Below are 19,513 nucleotides of genomic sequence, written 5' to 3' on the forward strand. Positions count from 1 at the left end.
TCACCCCGTCAGCACGTCGACGCGGTCCTGCAACGGGGCCGTGAAGAACGCCAGTTCGAGTCGCATCGATCTGGCGAAGGCGGCATCCATCCGTGCCCGACCGGCAGCCGACGACGCGCGGGCGGCGGCGTCGGCGAATTCGATCGCGCGCCGCGTGCTCACGTCGAACGCCGGATCGCCGTAGGCGTCGAGCCAGTCCGCGAAGGCGTGCCCGTCGCGGGGGATCTCGCGCCAACGCCGCCCCAGGTCCTGGTACAGCCAGAAGCAGGGCAGGACGGCGGCGAGCAGTTCGGCGTGGTCGCCGCGGGCGGCGACGGCGAGCAGGTGGTCGGTGTAGGCCGTTGTCGCGGGGGCTGCAGCCGGCAGGTCGCCGTCGATGTGGTGTGCGTGCAGCCGGTCGACCTCGGCGAGTGCGCCGCGCGCCGACTCCGCCCAGAACGCCTGTGAATCGCGGGTCGGTGCGGTCGCGGACAGCTGCGCGAGCACCCGCGAGTACTCGTGCAGGTAGAGCGCGTCTTGCGCGAGGTACCAGTCGAACGCGTCGCGGTCGAGTGTGCCCTCGCGCAAGCCGCGCACGAACCGGCAGCGGTCGGTTGCGGCGCGCACCGGTTCTGCCGCCCGCCACGCGCGGTCTGCCCACCCCGCGGCGGGCACCGCTTCGTGGAAGTGGTCGACGGGGCCGTTGCCGCCGCCGACCTCGAGCGCGTCGGCCGCGAGCAGCGCGCCGGTGAGCCAGGCCTTCGCCCGCGTCAACGCCTCGGGCCAGGCGAGCTCCTGGGCGCGCAGCACCGCCATCGCCGACGACAGCGAGCAGCCCGTGCCGTGCGTGTTGCTGGTCGCGACGCGGGTGCCGGCGACGGTGTGCACGGAGTTTGCGTCGACGACGGCATCCGGGCTCTCACCGCCAGCGAGGTGCCCGCCTTTGAGCAGTACCGTCGCGCCGGTGTCGACGGCCAGCCTGCGTGCCTGCTCCACCGCCTCGTCCCAGGTCGTCGCCCAGGTGCGATCGGTCAGCACGCCGAGCTCGGGCAGGTTCGGCGTGACGAGGTCGGCGCGTCGGCACAGCTCGCGCAGTGCCGTGACGGCTTCTTCGTCGAGCAGCCGGTCACCGCTGGTGGCGACCATGACCGGGTCCAGCACGACGATCGGCGGGTCGACGCGGTCGAGCCACTCGCGCACGGTGTCGATCAGCGGTGCCGAGTGCAGCATGCCGAGCTTGACGGCGTCGATGCGCACGTCGTCGGAGACCGCGTCGAGCTGTGCGCGCAAGAACGAGACCGGTGGCACGTGCACCTCTCGCACGCCCCGGGTGTTCTGTGCGACGAGTGCGGTCGCGACGGCCATGCCGTAGCCGCCGAGTGCGCCGATCGTCTTCAGGTCGGCCTGCAGCCCTGCACCGCCCGTCGGGTCGGTGCCGGCGATGCTGAGCACGCGTGCCCGGCTCATGCCGCCACCTCCGATCGGGCGTCGTCCCATGCCGCACGCAGCGCGGCGGCAGCCCCACGCGGATCGCTCGCGCCACTGACCGCGGTGACGACGGCGACGCCGGCGGCGCCGACCGCGCGCAGCGGTGCGACATCGTCGACCCCGATGCCGCCGATCGCGACGCAGGGCAGCGTCGTCGCGGATGCCAGTCGCGCGAACCCGTCGTGGCCGAGTGGTGTCGGATGATCGGCCTTGGTCAACGTGGGGCGGATGACGCCGACGCCGAGATAGTCGATCGTGCCGGCCGGCATCGCGTCGGCGGCTGTGAGGTGCTCCGGCCGGTTCGCCGTCCAGCCGACGATCGATTCGGCACCGAGCAGTCGACGCGCCGTCAGCGGCGGCACGTCACTCTGTCCCAGGTGCACGCCGTCGACTCGCGCACCGGCGTCGCGGGCTGCGAGCGCGACATCGACGCGATCGTCGATCAGCAACAGCGCCCTGCCTGCGATCGCGAGATCGAGCCGGCGTGCCTGCTCGATCTGTTCGCGGGCCGAAGCGGTCTTCGCGCGCAATTGCACGATGCGCACCCCGCCGTCGACGGCCGCCTCGACGACCTCCACGAGCCGGTCGACCTCGAGGCGGTGATCGGTGACCAGGTGCAGGCTCGGGTCGAACGCGCTCACGAGGCCGCCCCGATCAGGCCGGCGATGCGCACGCGGTCGCCGGCGAGGTCGTCGGGCGTCAGCGCGTCGAGTGCGTCGAGGAACGCGACCGCGAACGAGCCGGGCCGGCGCGAGTGCGACGCTGCACGTTCGGATGCCGCGGCATGCACGGCGCAGGCCGCGACGGCCGCTTCGAACGGCGCAGCAACGGCCAGGAATGCGGCCGTCGTCGCGCCCAGCGTGCAGCCGCCGCCGGTCACGCGGGTCAGCAGCGCATCGCCGCCGTGGATCCACGCGTCGCGCTCGCCGTCGGTCACGAGGTCGACCTCGCCGCTGACCGCGACGGTGCCGCCGGTGCGCCGCGCGAGATCGCGCGCCGCGTTCGCCGCATCCTCGGGGCGGTCGAGCGCGTCGACGCCCCGGCCGCCCGCCGAGCGCCCCGCGAGCGCGAGGATCTCGGATGCGTTCCCCCGGATCACTGCGGGGGAATGCTCGAGCAGTTCGTGCGCGAGCGCCGTGCGCACCGGCAGCGAGCCGACCGCGACGGGGTCGAGCACCCACGGCGTGCCGACGGTGACCGCCTCGCGGGCGCCGTCGCGCTGTTCGGCGCGCGGACTGCCGAGATTGACGAGCAGGCCGTCTGCGACACGGGCGAACATGCCGGCCTCGCCGGGCAGATCGCACATCGCGGGCGATGCGCCGAGGGCGAGCAGCGCGTTCGCGGTGAAGCCGGTGACGACCGCGTTCGTGATGCACTGCACGAGCGGGTGTGCGGCACGCAGCGCATCGAGCGCCGCGCCGGGGGACGGATGGACAGGCGTGCGAACACTCATTCGCGACATCCCTTCGCTAGTACGAACTAGATCAGGTTCGACGGGTGTGGTCTCAGCCCGCCGTGCGGGCACCCCGTGTCACTGTGCTCGACCGTAGCGTCATCGCGGACGTGCGTCCAACCGCGTCGCGCATCGGCACCCCCGATGTCGGGCCCACACCATAGGCTGTTCGGGTGACCACCGCCCTGTACCGCCGCTACCGTCCGGAGACCTTCGGCGAGATGATCGGTCAGTCGCAGGTGACCGAGCCCCTGATGACGGCACTGCGCGGTGATCGGGTCGGTCATGCCTACCTGTTCTCCGGGCCCCGCGGATGCGGCAAGACGACGTCTGCGCGCATCCTGGCGCGCTGCCTCAATTGCGCCCAGGGCCCCACCGACACCCCGTGCGGGCAGTGCGACAGCTGCGTCGAACTCAGCCGCGGCGGCGGCGGATCGCTCGATGTCGTCGAGATCGACGCAGCGAGCCACAACGGCGTCGACGATGCCCGAGACCTGCGCGAGCGCGCGATCTTCGCGCCCGCGCGCGACCGCTTCAAGATCTTCATCCTCGACGAAGCGCACATGGTCACCGCGCAGGGCTTCAACGCCCTGCTCAAGCTCGTCGAAGAACCGCCCGCGCACGTCAAGTTCATCTTCGCGACGACTGAGCCCGAAAAGGTCATCGGCACGATCCGTTCGCGCACCCACCACTACCCGTTCCGGTTGGTGGCGCCGGCCGCCATGCTCGAATACGTCGAGCAGCTCTGCGGTGCCGAGGGTGTGCAGGTCGAGACCGGTGTCCTGCCGCTCGTCGTCCGCGCGGGTGGCGGATCGCCCCGTGACACGCTCTCGCTGCTCGATCAGTTGATCGCCGGGTCCGACGACTCCGCCGAGGGAACGGTCGTCCGCTACGAGCGCGCCGTCGCGTTGCTCGGCTACACGCATGGGGCGCTCCTCGACGAGGTCGTCGATGCGTTCGCGGGCGGCGACGCGGGTGCGGCGTTCGGCGCCGTCGACCGCGTCGTGCAGACCGGTCAGGACCCGCGTCGCTTCGTCGACGACCTGCTCGAGCGTCTGCGCGACCTCATCATCGTCGCGGCGACGGGCGAGGGCGCGACCGCCGTGCTGCGCGGCGTGCCCGCCGACGAACTCGAACGCATGGGCCGGCAGGCCGCCGCCTTCGGCACCGACCGGCTCTCGCGCATCGCCGACCTCGTCGTGACCACGCTCGACGAGATGAACGGCGCCACCTCGCCCCGCCTGCAGCTCGAACTCCTCGTCGCGCGCGTCCTCGCCGGTGGCGCTGCCGTTGCCGTTGCCGCGACCGCGCAGCCGCTGGCACAGGCCCCGGCGCAGGCCCCGGTCGTTGAGCGAGCGCAGCCCCCGGTCGTTGAGCGAGCGCAGCGAGACGAAACGCCCGCACCACCCGCACCGCCGACGCCGACCGGCCCCGTCACGCTCGAGCAGGTGCGTGCGGCCTGGCCCGAAATCCTGAAACAGCTCGAACCGATCAGCCGGTCGTCGTGGATGCTCGCGACCGGTGCGCGGGCGGTCGCGTACTCCGATGACGACGTGCTCACGCTCGCGTTCGGCACGCAGAGCGACGTCGCGGCGTTCAAGAAGCTCGCCGCTGGCAAGGGGCCGAGCGAAGACCTGCGCGGCGCCATCCGATCGGTCCTCGGCGTCCGCGTGAAGTACGTTGCGCGTCACGAGCCGAGCGATGCCGCGTCCACGCGCGAGCCCGGCGGCACCGCAGCACCTTCGGACGACGTGCCGCCCGACCCCGACCCGGCGCCGTACGAGCCGTCTGATTCCGACCCGTACGATCCGGGGCCGTCCGAGCCCGCTCCCGAGCGCCCCGCATCCGGTCCGGCCGGCGGTGCACCGGCGCGGCCCGCGGCTCCCCAGCGCGGCCCGGCACCGACAGCCCAGCCCACCTCCCAACGCGAAAGCGCACCTGCACAGACCGCGCCGGTCACCGAGTGGGCCGTCGCCGCGATTCCCGCCGACGAGCCGGGAGCGTCGGCGCAGTTCGCGGTCGATGACGAACCGGAGGAGGCGGCGACCGTGCCGGTGCGCACGCTCACGGCGCCCCGCGACGGCGATGTCATCACGGGCCCTGCCGCCGTTGCCGATCATCGCCCCGACGATGACGGCGACGAAGAGGAAGACGAGATTCCTCCGGTCGACGGCGACGCCCCGCTGCCGCCCACTGCACCCGTCGCCGTCGAACGTGCCGTCTCAACACCGAGTGGCCGCACAGCACGGCCGGGTGGCATCGAGCGGGTCGGTGAAGCGGTCGTTCGGCAGGTGCTCGACGCGCGATTCGTCCGCGAAGAGCCCCATACCCCGCCCACGAGGTTCAACTAGCCCATGTACGACGGCATCGTCCAAGACCTGATCGACGAGTTCGGGCGTCTCCCCGGCATCGGGCCCAAGTCCGCTCAGCGCATCGCATTCCACATTCTGCAGACGCCCACCTTCGACGTGTCGCGCCTGTCGCACCTCCTCGGCGAGCTGCGCGAGCGCGTGCGGTTCTGCGAGGTGTGCGGCAACGTGTCCGAGCAGGAGCGCTGCGGCATCTGCCGCGACCCGCGCCGCGACCAGACCTTCATCTGCGTCGTCGAAGACGCGAAGGACGTCGCCGCGATCGAGCGCACCCGCGAGTTCCGAGGGCTGTACCACGTGCTCGGCGGCGCGATCAGTCCCATCGCCGGTATCGGCCCCGACGACCTCCGCATCGCGCAGCTCATGCAACGGCTCGCCGACGGCACGGTGCAGGAAGTCATCATCGCGACCAACCCGAATCTCGAGGGCGAGGCGACGGCGACCTACCTCAGCAGACTCCTCCATACGCTCGAGATCTCGGTGACCCGCCTCGCATCCGGCCTGCCCGTCGGCGGTGACCTCGAATACGCCGACGAGGTCACCCTCGGCCGCGCTTTCGAGGGCCGCCGGAGCGTGTGATGTCGGCATCCGCCCGCACGAGTGCGCCATGAGCACCGGCGGGGTGTCTGCCCGCGGGTGGGTGCTGTACGCCGCGATGGCGCTGCTGTGGGGCATGCCCTACCTGTTCATCAAAGAGGCGGTCGACACGATCTCGCCGCCGGCGATCGTGGCCGGGCGCACGCTGCTGGGTGCGCTCATTCTGCTGCCGCTCGCCCTGCGTCGACGCGCCCTGAGGCCGGCGCTTCGCGTGTGGCCGTGGGTGCTCGCGTTCGGCGCGATCGAGATGGCCGGGCCGTTCCTGCTGCTGGGGCACGCCGAGCAGACGCTTCCGTCGGGTACGACCGGGCTGCTGGTGGCGACCGTGCCGCTGTTCGCTGCGGTCATCGCGCTGCTGCGAGGTGATCGTTCGGCGCTGTCGCCGGTGCGCGCCATCGGCCTGCTGATCGGGTTCGCCGGTGTTGCCGTCATCGTCTCGGGTCCCGGGCTCGCAGTCGGATCCGACCCCGCAGCCCTGCTCGCGGTCGGTGAGGTGCTGCTGGTCGCGCTGCTCTACGCCATCGCCCCGTTCATCATCGCGACCAAACTCAAGCACGTACCGTCCCTGGGCACCATCACCCTCTCGCTGCTGGTGGTCGGCATCGTCTACCTGCCGATCGGACTGCTGACTCAGCACGAGGTGCCGAGCCTCCGCAGCGCCGGTTCGCTGGTGGCGCTCGGCATCCTGTGCACCGCCGTCGCCTTCATCGCGTTCTTCGCGCTCATCCGTGAGGTCGGCCCGGTTCGCGCGCCACTGTTCACCTACGTGAACCCGATCGTCGCGATCCTGCTCGGTGTCGTCGTGCTCGGCGAGCACCTCACCGGCGGACTGCTCGCCGGGTTCCCGCTCGTGATCGTGGGATGCTGGCTCGCCGCGACCGGCGGCCGCCTGCGACCGCGACGTCCGGTCGGCATCCCCGCCCCCTGATCCGGTCGGGGTCAGGTGCGAACGCGTGCCCGCGACCGGTCGAACGAGCCGAGCGACGCGCGCAGCGGCTGGCCCACGTAGATGCCGAGCGACGCGCCGACCGCCAGGCTGATGCCGATCGTCGCGGCTCCGGCGAGCGTCGCGAAGCCGGCGAGCATCACGGCGGTGCCGTCACCCGATTCGACGACGCCCAGCAGTCCGCGGAACACCGCTGCCCCCGGCACCATCGGCAGGATCGCGGCGGTGGTGATCGCGACCGACGGCACGTGCAGGCGGTACGCCGCGATGATGCCGACCAGGCTGCCGGCGAAGGCGCCGGCGCCGCTCGCGGCGGCGACTTCGAGGCCCGCCGCCGACGTCGCGACGTAGACGGCCCACGCGACGACGCTCAGCACGATGCTGACGACCACGATGCGCAGACCCGCGCCGTTGAAGACGGCGACGGCCACGGCGATGAGCGCGGCGCCGACGAACTGCAGCGGCACGGGGCCGAAGGGGAGCGCTTCGCTCGGCGGCGTCATGCCGAGCCCCACCAGGCGTGCCGTTTCGAGTCCGGCGAGAATGCCGACCACGGCGCCGACGGTCTGCGTGACGAGCTCGAGGATGCGCCCGCCCGCGGTCAGCGCGAACCCGTCGATGGCATCTTGTGCGGCCCCGACGACCGTGAGGCCGGCGAGCATGATGACGATGCCGGCCGCGACGATCACCGAGGGTTTGATGCCCTCGGCCGCCGGCCAACCGGTCGCCGACAGCAGGGATGCCGCGGCTGCTGCGAGCGTGAGCACGAACGCGCCGGCGATCTGGCTGAAGAAGAACGGCACGTGCGCCCGCCCGAGCAGCAGTTGGGTTGTCGCGGCGAGGGCTGCGGCCACGAACGACAGCGCGAGCACGAGCCAGTTGCCGCCGAACATGATCGCCACGCCGACCGCGAGCATCGCCTGCGCGAGCACGACCACCGGTGGCGCGTAGCGGAACGGTGCGCGACGGATCGCGCGTGCCTGCTCGACGGCGTCGTCGACGGGGAGCCCCGCGCGCACGGCGGTCACGAGCGACTGCAGCCGCTGCAGCCGTGTGTGGTCGGGCACGGCACCGCGCACGACGCGCATGAGGGTAATGGGGCGGTCGGCGCCGCTGCGGTGATGGGCCACAGTGATGGAGTTGTACGTGACGTCGACGTGCACGGGGTCGAGGCCGTACGCGGCGGCGACACGCACGATCGTGAGCGTCACTTCGCTCGCGGGGGCGCCGGCGACGAGCATCGTCTCGCCGATGCGGATGGCGAGGTCGAGCACCCGGACGGTCAGCCGGTCATCGATCACCGGCAGCAGTTCGGTCGCCGGAGCGGCCGTATCGGACGGCTGCACGAGGCCGCGCAGCGACCGCAGCACCTTGTCGCGGCGTCCCATCAGGTCAGCGGAGCGAACGCGCCCGGCGACTCACGCAGCTGCGCGGCCAGCGCCGACTCGATGGTGGCTTCATCGACCGTGTAGGTGGCGTCGATGCGACGTTCGGCGTCGCGTCGTGCCTCGTCGTCGTCATCGTCGATGTCGCGCTCTTCGAGGGCGGCGTTGTCGATCGCGCCCGCGGCGTCTTCCAGGCCGAGCGCGTGGTAGGCCTCGACGACCGCGTCGATGGGATACACATCGTCGTGACCGTGGAGTTCGACGGCATTGAACAGGCCGCCGTTGGTGACGAGACCATGGAACGTCAGCACGATGAGCAGGGCGGCGTCACCGGGATGCGAGGCCGCTGCCGGCGTCGGCAGCTCGAGGGCCCGGTTCCACACGGCTTCGGCGGGGGAGCGCATGGCATCAACGGTACGCGGGGCGCGGTCATATGGCATCCGGGTGTTGAGCGCGTCCCTAAGATGGACGGTGGGCTGCGGCATCCGCCCGCCCGCCGGCCACCGGTCGCCGGCTGTCTCCCGGGAGTTCCACTGTGGCGCTGATCGTCCAGAAGTACGGCGGTTCGTCCGTCGCCGACGCCGAGAGCATCAAGCGCGTCGCGAAGCGCATCGTCGATGCCCGTCGCGCGGGGCACGATGTCGTGGTCGCCGTCAGTGCCATGGGTGACACGACCGACGAGCTGATCGATCTCGCGTCGCAGGTCGCGCCGATTCCGGCCCCTCGCGAGATGGACATGCTGCTCTCCAGCGGTGAGCGCATCTCGATGGCGCTGCTGGCGATGGCGATCCACTCGATGGGCTTCGAGGCCCGTTCGTTCACCGGCAGCCAGGCCGGCATGATCACCGACGCGACCCACGGCGCGGCCCGCATCGTCGACGTCACCCCGATCCGTCTGCGCGAAGCGCTCGACGAGGGTGCGATCGTCATCGTCGCGGGGTTCCAGGGCTTCAACCGCGACACCCGCGACATCACGACGCTTGGCCGCGGCGGCTCCGACACGACCGCGGTGGCGTTGGCCGCCGCGCTCGAGGCCGACGTGTGCGAGATCTACAGCGATGTCGACGGCATCTACACCGCCGACCCGCGGGTCGTGCCCAAGGCCCGCAAGCTCGATGTCATCAGCGCAGAAGAGATGCTCGAGCTTGCCGCCAACGGCGCGAAGGTGCTCTACATCCGCGCCGTCGAGTACGCCCGCCGCCACGGTGTCATGATCAACTCCCGCTCGACGTTCAGCTCGTCGCAGGGCACGTTCGTGCTCGGCCCGGGCATGACGCCGCCGGCGGGGATCGAAGGAGGACAGATGGAAGAGCCGATCGTCGCAGGGGTCGCCACCGATCTCAGCCAGGCCAAGATCACGATGATCGGCGTCCCCGACGTGCCGGGCAAGGCCGCCGAGATCTTCAAGATCGTGGCGAAGTCGGGCGCGAACGTCGACATGATCGTCCAGAACGTCTCGGCCGCCTCGACGGGCCGCACCGACATCTCCTTCACGCTCCCCAAGGGCGACGCCGCCACGGCGCTGCGTGCGCTCACCGCCGAGCAGCAGGAGGTCGGGTTCCACAACCTCGTGCACGACGACCAGATCGGCAAGCTGTCGGTCGTCGGTGCCGGCATGCGCACCCATTCGGGTGTCTCGGCGACCCTGTTCGAGGCGCTGTCGACGACCGGCATCAACATCGAGATGATCTCGACGTCCGAGATCCGCATCTCGGTCGTCGTCCGCGGCGACGACCTGGCCGAGGCTGCTCGCGTCGTGCACACCGCGTACGGCCTCGACGGTGACGCCGACGCCGTTGTGCACGCCGGCACCGGTCGCTGACCGCATCTGGCAGGATTCCTGCGACCACCGGCGGTCGCGCAGCGCAACACGGCGGATGCCGCGGCACGCGCGCGGGTAGAATCGCGGCAACCGCCCGTCCGGGCATCCGCGCACCGTAGCGCTCCACATCACTCGTGCGAGCCTCTGGCCGCGCGTCGAACCACCCGAGGTACCGCCATGACTCGCATCTCCGATTCCGGACTCTCCGTCGCCGTCGTCGGCGCCACCGGCCAGGTCGGCACGGTCATGCGCGAGATTCTCGCCGAGCGCGGGTTCCCGATCCGCGAACTGCGCCTGTTCGCCACCGCACGTTCGGCGGGCACGGCGGTCGAGTTCGCCGGCGAGACGATCGTGATCGAAGACGTCGCGACCGCCGACCCCGCCGGCATCGACATCGCGCTGTTCTCTGCCGGTGCCACCGGCTCGCGCGCACACGCGCCGCGTTTCGCGGAGGCGGGCGCCGTCGTCATCGACAACTCCAGCGCGTGGCGCATGGACCCCGACGTGCCGCTCGTGGTCAGCGAGGTGAACCCCCACGCGACGCTGAATCCGCCCAAGGGCATCATCGCGAACCCGAACTGCACCACGATGGCGGCCATGCCGGTGCTGAAGCCCCTCGACGCAGAGGCGGGCCTGGAGCGGCTCATCGTCAGCACCTACCAGGCCGTCTCCGGCTCGGGCCTCGCCGGGGCACAGGAACTGCTCGGCCAGGTCGAAGGCGTGCTCGCGCAGGGCAACACCCTCGACCTCGTGCACGACGGTTCGGCGGTCGACTTTCCGCAGCCCGAAAAGTACGTCGCGCCGATCGCATTCGACGTCATCCCGCTGGCGGGGTCGATCGTCGATGACGGTCAGAACGAGACCGACGAGGAGAAGAAGCTCCGCAACGAGAGCCGCAAGATCCTCGAACTGCCTGACCTCCGCGTCGCGGGTACCTGCGTGCGCGTGCCGGTCTTCACGGGTCACTCGCTGTCGATCCACGCCGAGTTCGCCCGCGACATCACGCCCGACCGCGCCCGCGAGATCCTCGCGTCGGCACCCGGTGTGAGCCTCGAAGAGGTGCCGACGCCGCTGCAGGCCGCGGGCAACGACCCGAGCTACGTCGGCCGCATCCGTGAAGACCAGTCGGCGCCGGCGGGCAAGGGGCTCGTGCTGTTCATCAGCAACGACAACCTGCGCAAGGGTGCGGCGCTGAACGCGGTGCAGATCGCCGAGGTCGTGGCCGAGCGCCTCGCGACCGCCGCCGTCTGAGTTTCGCGGGCGGCAAGAAGCCCGGTCTTTGCCGGTTGGGCATGGCTCGAGCGGCGGGACTGCCCGGACGGCGGGGATAAACTGGGTGATTGTGACTACCCAGACCTATGACGCCGTGCTGATCGGCGGTGGCATCATGAGTGCCACCCTGGGCACGCTCCTGAAGCAGCTGCAGCCCGACTGGAAGATCCTCGTCGCCGAGCGCCTGTCGGAGGTCGCGCAGGAGTCCTCCAACGCGTGGAACAACGCCGGTACCGGCCACGCCGCGCTGTGCGAACTGAACTACATGCCTGAGGCGGGCGACGGTTCGGTCGATCCGGCCAAGGCCGTCTCGATCAACGAACAGTTCCAGCAGAGCCGCCAGTTGTGGGCGAGCTGGGTGGACGCCGGCATCCTCGACGGTCCGTCGACGTTCATCAATGCAACGCCGCACATGACCTTTGTGCGCGGCGAGAAGGATGTCGCCTACCTCAAGAAGCGCTATGAGGCGCTGCGTGAGCAGCCGCTGTTCGCCGGGATCGAGTACTCCGAGGATTCCCGCGTCATCAACCAGTGGGCGCCGTTGCTCATGCAGCAGCGTCGCAAGGGCGAGCCGTTCGCGGCGACCCGTGTGCCCGCCGGCACCGACGTCGACTTCGGCGCGCTGACGCGACAGCTGTTCGCCCACCTCGAGACCCAGGGCGTGGAGGTGCGCACCAACATGGAGGTGCGCAATCTCACGAAGCAGCGGGACGGCAGCTGGAAGGTCGCCTACCGCAACGCGCTCGGGCGCACCCCCGGTTCGGTCTCGGCGCGCTTCGTGTTCGTCGGTGCCGGCGGATGGGCCATCAAGCTGCTGCAGCGCTCCGGCATCCCCGAGATCAACGGGTACGGGGTGTTCCCGATCGGCGGGCAGTTCCTGAAGACCACGAACCCCGCCGTCGTCGCCCAGCACAAGGCGAAGGTGTACTCGCAGGCCTCGGTCGGCGCGCCGCCGATGTCGGTGCCGCACCTCGACACGCGCGTCGTCGACGGCGAAGCGTCGCTCATGTTCGGTCCGTTCGCGACGTTCAGCCCCAAGTTCCTCAAGCAGGGCAAGATCACCGACATCGTCGCGCAGGTGCGCCCCGGCAACATCCTGCCGATGCTCAAGGTCGCCATCGACAACCCGAGCCTCATCACGTACCTCGTCGGCGAACTCATGAAGAACCACCGGAAGAAGGTCGATTCGCTGCGCGTGTTCATGCCGACTGCGAAGGACGAGGACTGGGAGCTCATCCAGGCCGGTCAGCGCGCGCAGGTCATGAAAAAGGATCCTGAGAAGGGCGGCGTGCTGCAGTTCGGCACCGAAGTCGTCACCTCGGCCGATGGAACGATCGCAGGGCTCCTCGGTGCCTCCCCGGGTGCATCGACCGCCGCATCCATCATGCTCGGCCTGCTGCGCACGTGCTTCCCCGATCGCATCGAGCAGTGGCAGCCGACGCTGAAGAAGCTGATCCCGAGCTACGGTCAGACGCTCAACCCGCGCCCCGACGCGGCGAAGGCGTCGCTGGCGGCGACCGCAGAGGCCCTGCAGATCAACGTCTGAGACGCATCGACGCAGGGGGAGCGATGGGACGACGACGGATGCCGCGGCGTGCAGCCTCGGTCGTCGGTGTCGTCGTCGCCTTTCTGTTCGCGCTCGCACCGTTCGCACCCGCACCGGCGGCACAGGCCGACGTCGACGACTTCGAGTTCTCGTCGTTCACCGGCGATTACTACCTGGCCCGTGACGACGACGGGGTCGCCCAGTTGTACGTGCAGGAGACGTTCGTCGCGCTGTTCCCCGAGTTCGACCAGAACCGCGGCATGGTGCGCGCACTGCCGCAGCATCAGGACGGCATCGACTTCGACACGCTGGTGTACGACGTCCGCGACGCCGACGGCGCCCGCATCCCGTGGTGGACCGAAGAGGACGACGAATACGTCTTCGTGCTGACCGGGAGCGACGACTTCGTGCACGGCGAGCAGACCTACACGATCACGTATCGCATGAGCGATGTCGTCATCTCGTACGACGACACCGATGTCGACGAGTTCTTCTGGGACACGATCGGCACCGACCACGCCCAACCGTTCGGCGCTGTCGACGTCACGGTGCACGTCGCGGGTGATCTCGCCGCCGAGCTGCTCACCGAGGGCGTCAGCTGCTATCAGGGCGTGCAGGGCTCGACCGACACCTGCGACCTGATCGGGCCGCAGCCGGACGGCGCATGGCCGATCGCCGCCGACGAACCGGGGGAGGGTGCTGTCGCACTGTCGGTCTCGGCCGGCGCACAGGGCGCCTACGAGAACGTGACCGTCGCCGTCCCCTTCCGCCGAGGGGCGTTCGTGGCGCCGTCGCTGCCGCCGGGCGGCGTGAGCTGGGGCGGTTGGATCCTCGGCGGCGCCGGCCTGCTCGTCGGACTCGCCGGCATCCCGACGCTCGCGGTGATCGGCAGTCGCCTTCGTCGCAACCCCGATCGCACGCCCGTGATCGCCCACTACACGCCGCTGAAGATCTCGCTCACCCGGTCGGCCGGCGTGCTCGATCGACCGCGGCGCGCGCTCGCCGCGCACATCGTCGACCTCGCAGTGCGCGACCGCATCGAGATCCACGGCAGCGGGGAACGCGCCCAGGCGCGTGACTTCGCGCTCGTGCTGACCGACCGCGAAGGCCTCGACGGCGATGACCTTGCGCTCGTGAACGCGCTGTTCGGCAGCAAGGCGTCTGCCGGTGCGCGACGCGAACTCGCGGTGCTCCGGTACAAGCCGACCAAGAAGCTGCAGCAGTACGTGCGGCGCATCGACCCGGAGACCGTGAAGGCCGGGCTGCGCCGTATCCGGCCCGGATGGGTGGGAGTCGCGCGCCTCGCGGTGGGTGCCGCATCGCTCGTGGTGGCGGGTGCCCTGTGGTTCAACGCCGAGGATCTCTTGGCGCACGCCGAAGGCCCGGCGGGTGGAGTGCTGTTCGGCGCGGGTGTCATCCTCTGTCTGGTCGGTCTCGTCGCCTCGTGGGCGTGGCCGTTGCCGAACACGGTGCTCACCGACCAGGGCGGCGCGCACGCGCGCGAGCTCGAGGGGATCGAGCTGTATCTCCGTGTCGCCGAGCGGGAGCGTCTCGCGGCCGCGCAGGCTCCCGCGACGGCAGAGCTCGTGACCTCGGGTCGTCGCGCGTTCGGCGATGACGCACCGGGCGACGTCGTCAACGTCTACGAGCGACTCCTGCCGTATGCGGTGCTGTGGGGGCTGGAGCGTGAGTGGGCCGAGGTCATCCGATCGGTTGCACCGGCCGGCGCCGACCTCCACGTCGACGTGTATCCGTTGCTGCGCACCCGCGTGCTGGTGGCGGCGTCGAACAGCGTCGGCCGCGCCGCCGCCGCGCCGGTGTCGTCGGGGCGGGGGAGCGGGTCGTCTTCCTCGGGCGGCTGGTCGTCTTCGGGCGGGTCGTTCGGTGGCGGCTTCTCGGGTGGCGGAGGGGGCGGCGGCGGGATCGGTGGGCGCTGAATCGCTAGGATCCTCTGGTGGCCAAACTGTACTTCCGCTTCGGCGCGATGAACTCCGGCAAGTCCACCGCGCTGCTGCAGGCGGCCTACAACTACGAGGAGCGCGGGCAGCACATTCTGCTCGCAAAGCCCGAGATCGACACGAAGGGCGCTGATCAGATCTCCAGCCGCCTCGGCGTGGCGCGGCAGGTCGATTTCCTCATCCGGCCCGGTGACGACCTTCGCGTGCTGTTCGGGCAGCATCGCGCCCGCGTGAAGGAACTCGCCGAGGAGGCGCTCATCCCGGAGTCTGCCGCGACAGGTGCTCGGCCTGACGTCGCGTGCCTCCTCGTCGACGAGGCGCAGTTCCTCACCCCCGAACAGGTCGACGACCTGTTGCGGATCGTCGTGGAGGACGACGTGCCCGTGCTCGCCTACGGCATCCGCACCGACTTCCAGACGCGCGCCTTTCCCGGTTCGGCGCGACTGCTGGAACTGGCGCACAGCCTCGAAGAGCTGAAGACCATCTGCCGGTGCGGACGCAAAGCGCTGTTCAACGCACGCCTGGTCGGCGGCCGGTTCGTCTTCGACGGCGACCAGGTCGCGATCGACGAGTTGAGCGCCGACCGCGTGACATACGAGTCGATGTGCGCCGAGTGCTATCTGCGCGAGTCGGGCGGGCGCCTGCGCTGACCCGGCCGACTTGCATGGTCTGACCACACAGGCGTACTGTGGTCAGACCAAAGGAGGTCCGGATGCCGGAAACCACGCGCGCGTGGCGCGTCGTGCTCGAGAAGATCGAGCGTGACCTGCTGGACGGCACCCTGAAACCCGGCGACCGGCTCGCGCCCGAGCGCGAACTCGCCGCGACGCTCTCGGTCGGCCGCTCCAGCGTCCGCGAAGCCCTGCGCGTGCTCGAGGTCATGGGCCTCATCCGCACCGGAACGGGCTCAGGGCCCACTTCAGGGGCGATCATCATCGCCACGCCTCGCGGGGGCCTTTCGCAACTGTTGCGCCTGCAGGTCGCCGCACACGGCTTTCCGATCGCGGATGTCGTGCAGACCCGACTCATCCTCGAGGACTGGACGGCCGGTCAGCTCGCGCAAGCGGATGGGCTGGACCTCGCCGACGTGCACACGACGCTCGAGGCGATGGCAGACCCCGCCCTGTCGATCGAGGAGTTCCTCGCGCTCGACGCCCGATTCCATCTGGGGCTCAGCGAAGCGACCGGCAACGTCATCGTTGCAGCGACCATGGGTGGGCTGCGGACCGCGATCGAGGGCTACGTCCGTGAGGGATCGCACCGCATCCCCGACTGGCCCGTGACCGCCGCCCACCTCGTGCAGGAGCACACCGACATCCTCGCGGCGATCGAAGCGGGCGACGCCGAACGCGCCCGCGCACTCGTCGCCTCCCACATCACCGGCTACTACGCCGCCGCCGGCTTCGGCGACGCCTGACCGCAACCCAGGAAGAAGTCCACCATGGTCCAGCGACAACTCCCCGATGTGCGCGAGCTGCTCCAGCTCATGCAGTTCAAGAAGCCCGAGCTCGACGGCACCAAGCGGCGCCTCGGCGCGGCACTCACGATCGACGACCTGCGCACGATCGCCAAGCGCCGCACCCCGAAGGCGGCGTTCGACTACACCGACGGCGCAGCCGAGGGTGAACTGTCGCTGGCGCGCGCCCGGCACGCGTTCGAAGACATCGAGTTCCACCCCGACATCCTGCGTCCGGCCGAACGTGTCGACACGTCGTGCGAGATCCTCGGCGGCCGCTCGGCGCTGCCGTTCGGTATCGCACCCACGGGCTTCACACGGCTCATGCAGACTGAGGGCGAGATCGCCGGTGCCGGGGCGGCGGGGGCCGCCGGCATCCCCTTCACTCTTTCCACGCTCGGCACGACCTCGATCGAGAACGTGCGCGCCGCCAACCCGCACGGGCGCAACTGGTTCCAGCTGTACGTCATGCGCGAGCGCGAGATCTCCTACGGCCTCGTCAAGCGTGCCGCGGACGCCGGGTTCGACACGCTCATGTTCACCGTGGACACCCCGGTTGCGGGTGCGCGTTTGCGCGACAAGCGTAACGGGTTCTCGATCCCGCCGCAGCTGACCCTCGGCACGATCATCAACGCGATCCCGCGGCCGTGGTGGTGGATCGACTTCCTCACCACGCCGTCGCTCGAGTTCGCGTCGCTGACGACGACCGGCGGCACCGTCGGAGAGCTGCTGAACTCCGCCATGGACCCGACGATCAGCTATGAGGACTTGCAGGTCATCCGCGACCTGTGGCCCGGCAAGATCGTCGTCAAGGGTGTGCAGAACGTGCCCGACTCGAAGAAGCTCGTCGATCTGGGCGTCGACGGCGTCGTGCTCTCCAACCACGGCGGTCGCCAGCTCGACCGCGCGCCCGTGCCGTTCCACCTGCTGCCGCAGGTCGTGCGTGAAGTGGGTCAGGATGCCACGATCATGGTCGACACTGGCATCATGAACGGCGCCGACATCGTCGCCTCCGTCGCGCTCGGCGCGAAGTTCACCCTTATCGGCCGCGCGTACCTGTATGGCCTGATGGCGGGCGGCCGGCGCGGCGTGGACCGCGCGATCGAGATCCTCCGCACCGAGATCGAGCGCACGATGCAGCTGCTCGGTGTCTCGTCGCTGGCAGAGCTGGAACCGCGCCACGTCACGCAGCTGCAGCGACTCACGCCCGTCGCCGCGGATCGCGCACGGGTCTAGGGATCTCGATACACCGCGGCGTCGCCGCGGCACTCGATCACCGGGTCGACTCCGGTGTATCACTCCGGTGGTCGAGTGCCGGCGCGTAGCGCCGGTGTATCGAGACCTCAGCGCCGCGGGAGCGTCGGGATGAGTTCGTCGAGGAACGCGGCGGTGTCCTCCCAGCCGTCGACGGCGTGACAGGTGACGCCCATCGCGAGCACCGGGTAGTCGTTGCCGTGTTCGTCGAGCCGGTCGCCGACGAAGAGCATGTCGTCGAGGGCGATGCCGGTCTCCTGCTCAAGCTGACGCATCCCGTACGCCTTGTCGATGCCCCGGTGGGTGATGTCGACCGACGTCGATCCGCCCGAGCGAACCTCGAGGTCGGGAATGCGGGCGGCGACGGCGTCACGCAGCGTGTTCTTCTTCTCGCCGGTCGGGTCCCAGGCGGTCTTCGCGTCGAGCGGTGCCCGCTGGCCGAGCGCGGAGAAGGTGATCTGCGAGCCGCGGTCTTCGAGGATGTCGCCCCACGGCTCGGCCTCCCACAGGCCCAGCCGTTCAGCTTCTTCGCGGACGGCGGTGAGCGCACGTTCCTTCTCGTCGTCGGTCAGCTTGTGCGCATAGACGGTGGAGACGCCATCGGGGGAGAGCCGGTAGTACTGCGTGCCGCATGTGGGCATGAGGTGGAACTGCGCGAGGGTCTCGGCATCGGTCTGGGGGAGGCGTTCGACGACCTGGGTCTGGAACTGCTGCAGCTGTCCGCCGGAGATGATCGCGACCTCGACCCGCTCGGCGAGCGCGAGCAGCAGGTCGCCGATGCGGGGATCGATCGCAGTCTTCGACGGGGCCAGCGTGTCGTCGAGGTCGAACGCGACCAGGCGAGGAATGGTCATTCGAAGGTGGTCCTCTCGTGTGTGATACAGAAAGGCTCCGCCCGATTCGTCATCGTGGCGGAGCCTTTCTCTGGTCGGGGTGACAGGATTTGAACCTGCGGCCTCTTCGTCCCGAACGAAGCGCGCTACCAAGCTGCGCCACACCCCGGTGGCAACCCTCCGAGTCTACCCGTTGAGGGGCGCTCCCGCGAATCGGGTCACGGCGCGGCACGCAGGGTGAGTACCGACAGTTCGGGGCGGCACGCGAACCGAACCGGGGTGTAGATGTTGTGGCCGAGTCCGGCGCTCACGTTGAGCGGCACGTGCCGCCCCGCGTGGGTCCAGCGGCTGAGGCCGCGCGCCTGATCGAGCGGGATGTCGCAGTTCGCGACGAGCGCCTTCTTCGAGAACGGGATGCGCACCTGCCCGCCGTGCGTGTGTCCCGCCAGGATCGCGTCGGCGCCGAGTTCGACGAAGCGGTCGAGCACACGCGTGTATGGCGCATGCGTGACGCCGAGCGTCAGATCGGTGTGTCGTCGACGGGGACGGAGTCGCGCGATGGCCGGTGGCAGCGCGTCGAGGTCATCCCAATCGCGGTGGGCGTCGTCAACGCCGAACGCGTCGATGCGCAGGCTATCCACCACGAGACGTGCCGCGGTGTTGTTGAGGTCGGTCCAGCCGATCTCGTCCGTGAACCAGTCGTCCATCGCCTGCGTGTCGAGGCGTTCGGCGCGCATGTGTCCGCTCGAGGGGCCGGAGAAGTACTTCAACGGGTTGCGCATCTTCGGGCCCACGACATCGTTCGATCCGTGCACGAACAGGCCGGGCACACCTCGCAACGGCGCGAAGGCGGCGCGGATGCCGATGAGGCCGTCGGCGTGGCCGAGGTTGTCGCCGGTGTTGATCACGAAGTCGGGCTGCACCTGCTCCGCGGTCTCCGCGATCCAGCGCTGCTTGCGGTGTTGCCACGGAGCCATGTGCGCGTCAGAGATGTGCAACACCGTCAATGACGGGCTGCCGGCGGGCAAGACGCGTATGTCGTGGCGTCGGACGGTGAACAGTTGACGCTCGATGCCGACACCCCACACCGCCCCGGCTGCGCACGCGCCGAGGGTGCCCAGCGCGGCGACGGCCCAGGGGTTCACCTGGGCCGTC

17 protein-coding genes, 1 tRNA gene and 1 riboswitch are annotated in these 19,513 nt (G+C 70.1%); of the genes, 10 read left to right on the top strand and 8 right to left on the bottom strand.

Features of this window, described 5'->3' with window-relative positions; all coding sequences use genetic code 11:
* The 3 genes from thiD to thiM form a co-directional block, all read right to left on the bottom strand.
* On the bottom strand, positions 1 to 1,446 hold the full coding sequence (gene thiD, locus AC3ENX_RS01200) for a bifunctional hydroxymethylpyrimidine kinase/phosphomethylpyrimidine kinase (RefSeq protein WP_434810019.1): 1,446 nt from the start codon (positions 1,444 to 1,446) through the stop codon (positions 1 to 3).
* Positions 1,443 to 2,108, bottom strand: a complete 666-nt coding sequence (gene thiE / locus AC3ENX_RS01205) for a thiamine phosphate synthase (protein ID WP_434810020.1) — start codon at positions 2,106 to 2,108, stop codon at positions 1,443 to 1,445. Before thiE ends, thiD begins: the two co-directional genes overlap by 4 nt.
* Positions 2,105 to 2,920: a hydroxyethylthiazole kinase gene (gene thiM, locus AC3ENX_RS01210; protein WP_434810021.1), complete on the bottom strand. Its 816-nt coding sequence runs from the start codon at positions 2,918 to 2,920 to the stop codon at positions 2,105 to 2,107. The genes thiE and thiM overlap by 4 nt, the downstream gene beginning before the upstream one ends.
* Positions 2,912 to 3,006: riboswitch (TPP riboswitch) on the bottom strand. It overlaps the preceding gene by 9 nt.
* An 87-nt stretch (positions 3,007 to 3,093) precedes the next feature.
* On the opposite strand from thiM, the gene AC3ENX_RS01215 reads away from it, so the two are divergent.
* The 3 genes from AC3ENX_RS01215 to AC3ENX_RS01225 are packed head-to-tail and all read left to right on the top strand — an operon-like array spanning position 3,094 to position 6,814.
* Complete coding sequence (locus AC3ENX_RS01215) at positions 3,094 to 5,271, top strand: DNA polymerase III subunit gamma and tau (RefSeq protein WP_434810022.1); 2,178 nt, start codon at positions 3,094 to 3,096, stop codon at positions 5,269 to 5,271.
* Between the two features lie 3 nt (positions 5,272 to 5,274).
* Positions 5,275 to 5,868: a recombination mediator RecR gene (recR, locus tag AC3ENX_RS01220; RefSeq protein WP_434810023.1), complete on the top strand. Its 594-nt coding sequence runs from the start codon at positions 5,275 to 5,277 to the stop codon at positions 5,866 to 5,868.
* A 28-nt stretch (positions 5,869 to 5,896) separates the two neighbouring features.
* Positions 5,897 to 6,814 (top strand): DMT family transporter, encoded by a 918-nt coding sequence (locus AC3ENX_RS01225; RefSeq protein WP_434810024.1) that lies wholly within the window; start codon positions 5,897 to 5,899, stop codon positions 6,812 to 6,814.
* 11 nt (positions 6,815 to 6,825) lie between these two features.
* Here AC3ENX_RS01225 and AC3ENX_RS01230 read toward each other — a convergent pair whose 3' ends face one another.
* Positions 6,826 to 8,220 carry a threonine/serine exporter family protein gene (locus AC3ENX_RS01230; protein ID WP_434810025.1) on the bottom strand — a complete coding sequence of 465 codons (1,395 nt, stop codon included), beginning with the start codon at positions 8,218 to 8,220 and terminating at the stop codon, positions 6,826 to 6,828.
* The gene (locus AC3ENX_RS01235; protein WP_434810026.1) at positions 8,220 to 8,621 is read right to left on the bottom strand and encodes a DMP19 family protein; all 402 of its coding nucleotides are present in this window, start codon (positions 8,619 to 8,621) and stop codon (positions 8,220 to 8,222) included. The genes AC3ENX_RS01230 and AC3ENX_RS01235 overlap by 1 nt, the downstream gene beginning before the upstream one ends.
* Before the next feature lie 131 nt (positions 8,622 to 8,752).
* Here AC3ENX_RS01235 and AC3ENX_RS01240 point away from each other — a divergent pair, with 131 nt between their 5' ends.
* The 7 genes from AC3ENX_RS01240 to AC3ENX_RS01270 all read left to right on the top strand — a co-directional run bounded on the left by AC3ENX_RS01240 (position 8,753) and on the right by AC3ENX_RS01270 (position 17,507).
* Positions 8,753 to 10,039 carry an aspartate kinase gene (locus AC3ENX_RS01240; protein ID WP_434810027.1) on the top strand — a complete coding sequence of 429 codons (1,287 nt, stop codon included), beginning with the start codon at positions 8,753 to 8,755 and terminating at the stop codon, positions 10,037 to 10,039.
* Between the two features lie 177 nt (positions 10,040 to 10,216).
* Entirely contained in the window at positions 10,217 to 11,290 is a 1,074-nt protein-coding gene (locus AC3ENX_RS01245; RefSeq protein ID WP_434810028.1) for an aspartate-semialdehyde dehydrogenase, read from the top strand.
* Positions 11,291 to 11,381: 91 nt separating this feature from the next.
* Complete coding sequence (locus AC3ENX_RS01250; RefSeq protein WP_434810029.1) at positions 11,382 to 12,857, top strand: malate:quinone oxidoreductase; 1,476 nt, start codon at positions 11,382 to 11,384, stop codon at positions 12,855 to 12,857.
* Between the two features lie 23 nt (positions 12,858 to 12,880).
* Positions 12,881 to 14,794 carry a DUF2207 family protein gene (locus AC3ENX_RS01255; RefSeq protein WP_488184901.1) on the top strand — a complete coding sequence of 638 codons (1,914 nt, stop codon included), beginning with the start codon at positions 12,881 to 12,883 and terminating at the stop codon, positions 14,792 to 14,794.
* Positions 14,795 to 14,811: 17 nt separating this feature from the next.
* Positions 14,812 to 15,465 carry a thymidine kinase gene (locus AC3ENX_RS01260; protein WP_434810031.1) on the top strand — a complete coding sequence of 218 codons (654 nt, stop codon included), beginning with the start codon at positions 14,812 to 14,814 and terminating at the stop codon, positions 15,463 to 15,465.
* Positions 15,466 to 15,527: 62 nt separating this feature from the next.
* On the top strand, positions 15,528 to 16,232 hold the full coding sequence (locus AC3ENX_RS01265) for a FadR/GntR family transcriptional regulator (RefSeq protein ID WP_434810032.1): 705 nt from the start codon (positions 15,528 to 15,530) through the stop codon (positions 16,230 to 16,232).
* Positions 16,233 to 16,256: 24 nt separating this feature from the next.
* Entirely contained in the window at positions 16,257 to 17,507 is a 1,251-nt protein-coding gene (locus tag AC3ENX_RS01270) for an alpha-hydroxy acid oxidase (protein ID WP_434810033.1), read from the top strand.
* A gap of 107 nt (positions 17,508 to 17,614) precedes the next feature.
* Here the strand turns inward: AC3ENX_RS01270 and AC3ENX_RS01275 are convergent, their stop codons facing one another.
* The 3 genes from AC3ENX_RS01275 to AC3ENX_RS01285 form a co-directional block, all read right to left on the bottom strand.
* Positions 17,615 to 18,379 (bottom strand): HAD-IIB family hydrolase, encoded by a 765-nt coding sequence (locus AC3ENX_RS01275; protein WP_434810034.1) that lies wholly within the window; start codon positions 18,377 to 18,379, stop codon positions 17,615 to 17,617.
* A gap of 71 nt (positions 18,380 to 18,450) precedes the next feature.
* A tRNA-Pro gene (locus tag AC3ENX_RS01280) sits at positions 18,451 to 18,527 on the bottom strand.
* A 49-nt stretch (positions 18,528 to 18,576) separates the two neighbouring features.
* A complete protein-coding gene (locus AC3ENX_RS01285; protein ID WP_434810035.1) occupies positions 18,577 to 19,503 on the bottom strand; it encodes a metallophosphoesterase in 927 nt (308 codons plus the stop codon).
* Between the last annotated feature and the right edge of the window lie 10 nt (positions 19,504 to 19,513).

Source organism: Microbacterium sp. bgisy189 (genome assembly GCF_057707225.1).

Excerpts from the sequence above, each read along its gene's own strand:
- AC3ENX_RS01255 (WP_488184901.1), top strand. The coding sequence starts at position 12,881 with ATGGGACGACGACGGATGCCGCGGCGTGCAGCCTCGGTCGTCGGTGTC.
- thiD (WP_434810019.1), bottom strand. The coding sequence starts at position 1,446 with ATGAGCCGGGCACGCGTGCTCAGCATCGCCGGCACCGACCCGACGGGC.
- AC3ENX_RS01230 (WP_434810025.1), bottom strand. The coding sequence starts at position 8,220 with ATGGGACGCCGCGACAAGGTGCTGCGGTCGCTGCGCGGCCTCGTGCAG.
- AC3ENX_RS01235 (WP_434810026.1), bottom strand. The coding sequence starts at position 8,621 with ATGCGCTCCCCCGCCGAAGCCGTGTGGAACCGGGCCCTCGAGCTGCCG.
- AC3ENX_RS01245 (WP_434810028.1), top strand. The coding sequence starts at position 10,217 with ATGACTCGCATCTCCGATTCCGGACTCTCCGTCGCCGTCGTCGGCGCC.
- AC3ENX_RS01225 (WP_434810024.1), top strand. The coding sequence starts at position 5,897 with ATGAGCACCGGCGGGGTGTCTGCCCGCGGGTGGGTGCTGTACGCCGCG.
- thiM (WP_434810021.1), bottom strand. The coding sequence starts at position 2,920 with ATGAGTGTTCGCACGCCTGTCCATCCGTCCCCCGGCGCGGCGCTCGAT.
- AC3ENX_RS01265 (WP_434810032.1), top strand. The coding sequence starts at position 15,528 with ATGCCGGAAACCACGCGCGCGTGGCGCGTCGTGCTCGAGAAGATCGAG.
- AC3ENX_RS01275 (WP_434810034.1), bottom strand. The coding sequence starts at position 18,379 with ATGACCATTCCTCGCCTGGTCGCGTTCGACCTCGACGACACGCTGGCC.
- recR (WP_434810023.1), top strand. The coding sequence starts at position 5,275 with ATGTACGACGGCATCGTCCAAGACCTGATCGACGAGTTCGGGCGTCTC.
- AC3ENX_RS01270 (WP_434810033.1), top strand. The coding sequence starts at position 16,257 with ATGGTCCAGCGACAACTCCCCGATGTGCGCGAGCTGCTCCAGCTCATG.